A 6,771-nucleotide genomic window follows, 5' to 3' on the forward strand; every position below is an offset into this window, starting at 1 on the left:
CGCGAAGACCACCGCCCCGCGCATCGCGCCACGCGGGTCGATCAACGACCCGCCGGCTCAGACGCCCGCCGCGATCCGGCCGTAGTCGGTCCAACCGCCGTGACCGTCACCGCCGTTGTTGAGGAAGGCGGTGGTGGGGCCGGTGGTGACGAGGTAGTCGGCATGGGCGTCACCGTTGATGTCGGCCAGCGCCACCGTGGCCTGGTCGGTGGTGAGCCCGGTCGCCGTCCGGCCGTAGTCGGTCCAGCCGCCGTGGCCGTCGCCGCCCTTGTTGAGGAAGGTGGTGATGGAGCCGTCCGGGTTGATGACGTTGTAGTCGGCCCGCCCGTCACCGTCGAGATCGGCGAAGCGGACCCGGCCGCGGTCGGTGGTGAGACCGCCGGCGACCTTGCCGTCGTCGATCCAGCCGCCGTGGCCGTCGCCGCCCCGGTTGAGGAAGGCGCCCACGGCGCCGTCCGGCTGGGTGATGAGGTAGTCGGCGCGGCCGTCGCCGTCGAAGTCGGCGAAGGTGACCTGGGAGGGGTCGGTGGTGAGCCCGCTCGCGACCTGGCCGAGGTCGTTCCAGCCGCCGTGGCCGTCACCGCCCTTGTTCAGGAAGACCCGGACGGACCCGTCACCGTTGATCAGGATGTAGTCCGCGCGGCCGTCGCCGTCGAAGTCGGCGAAGCGGACCCGGCTGCGGTCGCTGGTCATCCCGGTCGTGACCTGCCCCAGGTCGCTCCAGCCGCCGTGGCCGTCACCGCCCTTGTTGAGGAGCACCCGCGCCGAGCCGTCGTCGTTGAGGACGATGTAGTCGGCGCGGCCGTCGCCGTCGAAGTCGGCCCAGCGCACCCGGCCCGCCCCGCCCGACTCCGTACCGGCGTGGTGCACCGGGGCCGGGGCGGCCAGGCCGTCCGTGAAGGCGCGGTCCAGGGCCTGGTCGAAGGTCTGCGCCAGCCGCTGGTAGCCCAGGTCGTCGGGGTGCAGGCCGTCGGCCATCTCGGCCGGGGTCAGCGCGGGCGCGGCGGTGTAGCGGACCTTGCGGCCCTGGGCCTGCTTCGCGAGGACGGCCTGGCTCAGGGCGCTGTTGTAGTCGGCCACCTGGGCGGTCAGGTTCGGTGTGGTCGGGATCAGGCCCATCACGAGGACGGTCACCCCCGGCCGGTCGGCCAGGATCCGGTCGATCAGCGCCGACGTCCGGTCCGCGGCGTGCGCCTTGTCGGTGCCCCGGTCCAGGTCGTTGATGCCGATGTGGAGCAGGACGACGTCCGGCTGGGCGGCGGCCAGCCATCCGTCGACTCCGGCCAGAAGGTCGTTGACCATGGACCCGCTGTGGCCCTCGTTGTCCGGGTCGAGCACCGCGCCGTTGCCGCGCGAGCCCACCAGGTCGACGGTGTAGCGGTTCTGCTGGGCCACCAGGTCGGCGAGCGGTCCGCGGTACCCGGCGTCGGTGGTGCTCCGGTACCCGGCGGTGATCGAGTCGCCGAGCGGCATCACCCGCAGGACCGGGGCGGGCGTCGGTGCGGCGGCGGACGCGGTGGGGGCCACGGCGGCGAGTGCGGCCACTGCGGTCACCGCGGCCGTGGCGAGCGTGGTGGTGCGCTTCACGGGGTTCCTTCCCTGTTTCCGGTCGCGGTTCAGGCGCCGGCGGCGATCTGGCCGTAGTCGATCCAGCCGGGGTTGTTCCGGTCGTCTCCGCCGTTGTTGAGGAAGGCGGTGGTCGGACCGGTGGTCACGAGGTAGTCCGCACGGCCGTCACCGTTGATGTCGGCCAGGTCGACGGTGTTCTGGTTGCTGGTCAGACCGGTGGTGATCTTGGAACGCAGGGTCCAGCCACCACCGGTGTCACCACCGTGGTTCACGTAGCTGGTGATGGAGCCGTCCGGGTTCACGATGTTGTAGTCGGCACGCCCGTCACCGTCGATGTCCGCCCACTTGATCCGCGAGGTGTCGCTGGTGACACCGCCGGCCACCTTGCCCAGGTCGCTCCAGCTGCCGATCCCGGTGTTGCGGAAGACACCCACCGCACCGTCCGGCTGGGTGATGACGTAGTCGGTGCGGCCGTCACCGTCGAAGTCCGCGAAGGTCACCTGGGCGGGGTTGGCGGTGAGCCCCGTCGCGACCTGCCCCAGGTCACTCCAACCACCGTGGCCGTCACCACCCTTGTTCAGGAAGACCCGGACGGACCCGTCACCGTTGATCAGGATGTAGTCCGCACGGCCGTCACCGTCGTAATCCGCGAACCGCACCCGGCTACGGTCGCTCGTCATCCCCGTCGTGACCTGCCCCAGGTCGCTCCAACCACCGTGGCCGTCACCACCCTTGTTCAGGAACACCCGCGCCGAACCGTTGTCATTGAGGATGACGTAGTCCGCACGGCCGTCACCGTCGAAGTCCGCCCACCGCACCCGCCCCGCCCCACCCGACTCCGTACCGGCCGAGGACCCCCGGCCGCCGATCGGCGACACGTAGCCGCTGACGTGCTTCGACCCGTACATCCCGCCGGCGGTGATGGTGCCGCGGGTGACCTGGCTGTTGCCCTGGTTGCCGCCGATGGTGCCGACGGACCCGTCGGAGTTGACCGAGACGACCAGCGAGACGTGCTCCGCGTAGTCGGAGCCGTTGTAGTTGAAGACGGCGGCGTCACCGACGCGGGGGGTCGAGTGCAGACCGGAGCCGTACTGTCCGAAGCTGCCGGCCCCGGAGGTCAGCCCCGAGACGTTGACGCCGTTCTGCGCCCAGACCCAGCGGGCGAAGTCGGCGCACCAGTTCTCGCCGCAGCTGGTGTAGTAGCCGCTGCCGCCGGCGCTGTTGGTGTCGCAGGCGCCGTGGCCGAGGTTGGCCTCGGCGGTGCCGACGATGTTCGACCCGACGCTGGCGACGGCGATCTGGGCTCCCGTCAGCATGAGGACGGGGGTGACCGCGGCGGTGGCGAAGGCGGCGGTGACCAGCGTGCGGAGGGAACGCTTGCGCATGGTGGGTTTTCTCCTGTTTCGGGCATGGCGGGGACAGGCGTGGCGCGACGGTGAGGGGCGGTCCGCGGGTCGGGCGGTGGCGACGGGCACGGAGACCGTGCCGGCCCGCCGGAGACCGGGACCGGTGTTCAGTGGGCGCGGGGCGGGACGGCTGCCCTGCAGGAGCAGCGGTCGTGGGCGCCCGCGGCGGTGCCGGCTACTGCCAGATCATGTTCTCGTCGTGCATGTCGGCGGCCTCGACGCGGGAGACGGAGGCGGTGGCGTGCCCGGCGACGGAGAGGGCGACGACGGGCAGCGCGGCGGCGACGGCGAGGGTGACGACCGCGGCGGCCTTGGCGAGACGGGTGCGCAGCATGGTGGGGTCCTTCCACGGAGGTGGGCCGAGTGGGGGCGGCCGGACCGTGCGTCCCACGGTGACGCTTCGTCCTGGTGGCCTTGCCGGTCGGTGCTCCCGGCCGGCGATCACTACCTTGGCCGTGGGCCCGGGGCGGACGGAAGGGATGTCAGGTGGACGGAAACGTCCCCTGCCGGTTCCGTCCAGCGGGGCCGGATCGGGACAGTTCCAGCTCGTAGAACGGGGAGACGAGCGGGGCGCCGGCCCGGGCCACGGACCAGCCGTGCAGCGGTGCGGCGGACGCCACGGCCCGCTCGCAGAGCCCTGCGGCCCGGGACTCGGCGTCGGCGAGGCCGTCGGCGAGGAGGTACAGGCCGAGCACCGGGTCGGGGACGGCGTGCGGGTGGACGGCGACGTGCTCCAGCCGGTCCGCGGGGGTCGCCACGGACCGGACGAGGTCGGCGACGCCGTCGGGCAGGGGTGCCCCCTCCGGGGCGAGCAGCTGAACGTGGATCAGGTACATGCCTCCGACGTTCCCAGGCCGCGCGGACGGAGCACAGGGGGTCGCCCGGGACGCTTCGGGCCGTGGCCGGAACGGTCCACGGGATAGCCCTGGTCCAGCTGCGGATCTTCGTGCGATGATCATGCGCGCATCGTTCACAGGACCGCTACCGGGGGGTAGGAAATGCTGGCTGTTCTGGGCTTGGACACCGCTTCGGAAGCCGTGTACAGGGCCATGCTGGCCCGTCCCCAGGACGGTGTGCTGGGGCTCTGCGCAGCGGTCGGACTGACCGAGGCGCAGGTGCGCTCGGCGCTGGACACCCTCAGCGAGCTCGCCCTGGTCCGGCCCTCGCACGAGCGGGACGGAGCGCTGCGCGCGGTCTCGCCGGACGTCGGCATGGAGATCCTGATGGCCCGCCAACAGGCCGAACTGGCGGTCCAGCAGCAGCGGATCGAGGCCTCCCGGGTCGCGGCGGCGCAGCTCATCGCCGACTTCTCGGACCTCCGTCCGGCCACCGCGCACGCCGGGGTCGAGCACCTGGTCGGCCTGGACGCGATCCGAGACCGGCTGGCGTCCCTCACCCGCGAGGTGAGGGACGAGGTGATGACCTTCGCCCCCGACGGCGCCCACACGCCGGAGAGCATCGAGGCGGCCCGTCCGCTCGACGAGGAGCTGCTCGGGCGCGGCGTGAAGATCCGTACCGTCTACCTGGAGAGCGCGGGCAACAGCGCTCCGACCGTCGCCTACACCGCGTGGCTCGCCGCGCGGGGCGGACAGGTGCGGGTCGTGCCGTCGCTGCCGACGCGAATGATCGTGGTCGACCGCGCCACCGCCGTCATCCCCGTGAACAGCGACGACACGGCGGCGGCGGCCGTGGTGCTGACCGGCCACGGCACGCTGACGGCCCTGTGTGCCCTGTTCGAGAACGTCTGGGACGCCGCGCGGCCCCTGGTGGGCCCCGCCGTCCGCGACTCCCGGGGCCTCAGCGGCCAGGAGTCGGCCGCCCTGCGGCTGCTCTCCGAGGGGCACACCGACGAGGCGATCGCCAAGCGGCTGGGCGTCTCGCCGCGCACGGCGCGGCGGATCGCCACGGAACTGATGGAGCGGCTCGGCGCCCGCAGCCGGTTCGAGGCCGGTGTGCGCGCCGTCCAGCACGGCTGGCTCCCGGCCCGCGTCTGAGCGGCGCTCTTCCCGGAGTGCAGGAGCCCGCGCCGCCCGGTCAGTCCGGCACCACGTTCGACAGCGGCAGGCCCGCGAAGAAGGCCACCGCCTCCTCCCGCCAGTGCGGGCGCCAGCCCTCGGCCTCGGCGCGGGCCGCCTCGGCGCAGCGGCGCATGTCGGAGCGGAGCCTGCCGTCCACGCCCAGCCGCCGGGCCAGCTCGCGAACCCGCTCGACCGTGTCGTCCGGGCACTGCGGGTCGCCGAGCGCGGACTCCACCACGGCCCGCTGGGCCTCGTCCGCGGCGGCGAGCAGGGCGCTCACGGCGTAGCTGCGGCGTCCCGCGCGGAGGTCGGCGCCGGTGGACTTGCCGGTGGCGTCCTCGTCGCCGAACAGGTCGAGGTAGTCGTCGCGCAGCTGGCCGCCGATGCCGACCAGGGTCGCGTAGCGGCGCAGCCGTGCGTCGTGGGCGGCCAGGTCCGCGCCGGCGGCCAGCAGCCCCAGCCGCAGCGGGGCGAGCACCGAGTACCGGGTGGACTTGTACTCGCAGACGGTGTGCAGGAACTCCTCGTCCGGGAGCGACCGGAAATCGCGTTCGAGGTCGACGATCTGGCCGGTGACGGTCTCGGCGCCCGCGTTCAGCTGCACCTCCAGCATCGCCTGGCGCAGCTCGGCGGGGACGTCCGCCTCCAGCAGGACCCGCATCGACAGGAAGGCGGCGAGGTCACCGGCCAGGACGGCCAGGCCGAGGGCGGTGCGGTCCGCCTCCGGGAACTCCCGGCGGTAGGCGTAGTAGGTGGAGGGGCCGCCGCGGCGTACGGGCGCGTCGTCGATGATGTCGTCGTGGACGAGCCCGTGCGTCTGGAGCAGTTCGATGCTCAGCGCGGCCTCCGCCAGGCCGGGCACCGGGTCGGTCGTCACCAGTCGGGCGGCCTCGTACAGCAGGGCGACCCGCAGGCGCTTGCCGCCGCGCAGTGAGAGGTCCCGCAGCAGCTCCAGGCAGCGCGGGGTGAAGCGGCTGAGCGGCGGCGTGTCGAGGCGCTCCGGCAGGGCGGCGAAGTAGGCCTCGAAGCGGAGGTCGAACCGGCGCCGGTGTCCGGCGGCTCGTTCGCGGGCGGCTGCCATGATCGTCTCGTTCACGGGGCCCAGCCTCGCATCCGTACGGGCGCAGCCGCGCGGCCGGGGTCGGGGCGGGCCCGTGGGCGGGCGGCCGTTGCCGGTGGCCTCCGCGACTTGCCGGCGCATCCGCATCACCGCCTACCGGCGGTCACTTCAGCCGTCTTTCGGCCAACTGTGCGAAAGGTCTGGTCGCCGCCACGGCGTCTCCCTAGAGTGGCCGCAATCTTCCGCAAGTGACCCTTTCTTCACGCTGGTTCACCGGACCTTCACACCGGCGCACCAGCCCCGGGACGTTCAGCGCAGCCTGTTCCCACCATCGAGCCGTCGAGCCGGAAGGGCCGGGTCCATGACGCAGGCGTTCCAGTCCCCCGGCTTCGCCGCACTCGCGGCCGACCGCGCGGTCGAGACCCGGCTCGTCGAGGAGCGCTGGCAGGCGGTCGCCTGGGACCTGGGGACGGGGCGGCGCCGGGTGGTCACCGACCGACCGGAAGGCGTCCACCTCAGCGAGATCGAACCGGACGGCGAGGCCATCTGGTGGTTCGACGCCGACAGCGCCGGGGAGGGGCGGTGGTGGCGCGAGCCGTTCGCGGGCGGAGCAGGCGGAGCGGGCGGCGCGGCGCTGCACGGTGTGCCGCCCGGGCGGGCCTACGGCGTCGCCTTCGACCGGACGGGCGCGCTCGCGGCGGTGGCCGTCGGCGTCGAC

General features: G+C 73.2%; 6 protein-coding genes and 1 pseudogene. 2 read left to right on the top strand and 5 right to left on the bottom strand.

Translation table 11 applies throughout. The features are described 5' to 3' along the window. Window positions 1-57: 57 nt before the first annotated feature. The 4 genes from AE652_RS31340 to AE652_RS31350 all read right to left on the bottom strand — a co-directional run bounded on the left by AE652_RS31340 (window position 58) and on the right by AE652_RS31350 (window position 3,811). Complete coding sequence (locus AE652_RS31340) at window positions 58-1,587, bottom strand: FG-GAP-like repeat-containing protein (RefSeq protein ID WP_049657678.1); 1,530 nt, start codon at window positions 1,585-1,587, stop codon at window positions 58-60. A gap of 29 nt (window positions 1,588-1,616) precedes the next feature. Next, window positions 1,617-2,954 (bottom strand): FG-GAP-like repeat-containing protein, encoded by a 1,338-nt coding sequence (locus AE652_RS31345; protein ID WP_049657681.1) that lies wholly within the window; start codon window positions 2,952-2,954, stop codon window positions 1,617-1,619. Between the two features lie 196 nt (window positions 2,955-3,150). Continuing rightward, entirely contained in the window at window positions 3,151-3,309 is a 159-nt protein-coding gene (locus tag AE652_RS45510; protein ID WP_159028600.1) for a hypothetical protein, read from the bottom strand. Between the two features lie 148 nt (window positions 3,310-3,457). Then, window positions 3,458-3,811: a hypothetical protein gene (locus AE652_RS31350; RefSeq protein WP_063780328.1), complete on the bottom strand. Its 354-nt coding sequence runs from the start codon at window positions 3,809-3,811 to the stop codon at window positions 3,458-3,460. Between the two features lie 162 nt (window positions 3,812-3,973). Between AE652_RS31350 and AE652_RS31355 the strand changes: the two genes are divergently transcribed. Next, on the top strand, window positions 3,974-4,969 hold the full coding sequence (locus tag AE652_RS31355; RefSeq protein WP_049657682.1) for a LuxR C-terminal-related transcriptional regulator: 996 nt from the start codon (window positions 3,974-3,976) through the stop codon (window positions 4,967-4,969). Between the two features lie 40 nt (window positions 4,970-5,009). Here AE652_RS31355 and AE652_RS31360 read toward each other — a convergent pair whose 3' ends face one another. After that, window positions 5,010-6,074: a polyprenyl synthetase family protein gene (locus AE652_RS31360; protein WP_049657689.1), complete on the bottom strand. Its 1,065-nt coding sequence runs from the start codon at window positions 6,072-6,074 to the stop codon at window positions 5,010-5,012. 340 nt (window positions 6,075-6,414) lie between these two features. Between AE652_RS31360 and AE652_RS31365 the strand changes: the two are divergent. Continuing rightward, window positions 6,415-6,771: pseudogene (locus AE652_RS31365) on the top strand (S9 family peptidase); the annotation flags it as partial.

This window comes from Kitasatospora sp. MY 5-36 (assembly GCF_001182915.1).
GTDB lineage: Bacteria > Actinomycetota > Actinomycetes > Streptomycetales > Streptomycetaceae > Kitasatospora.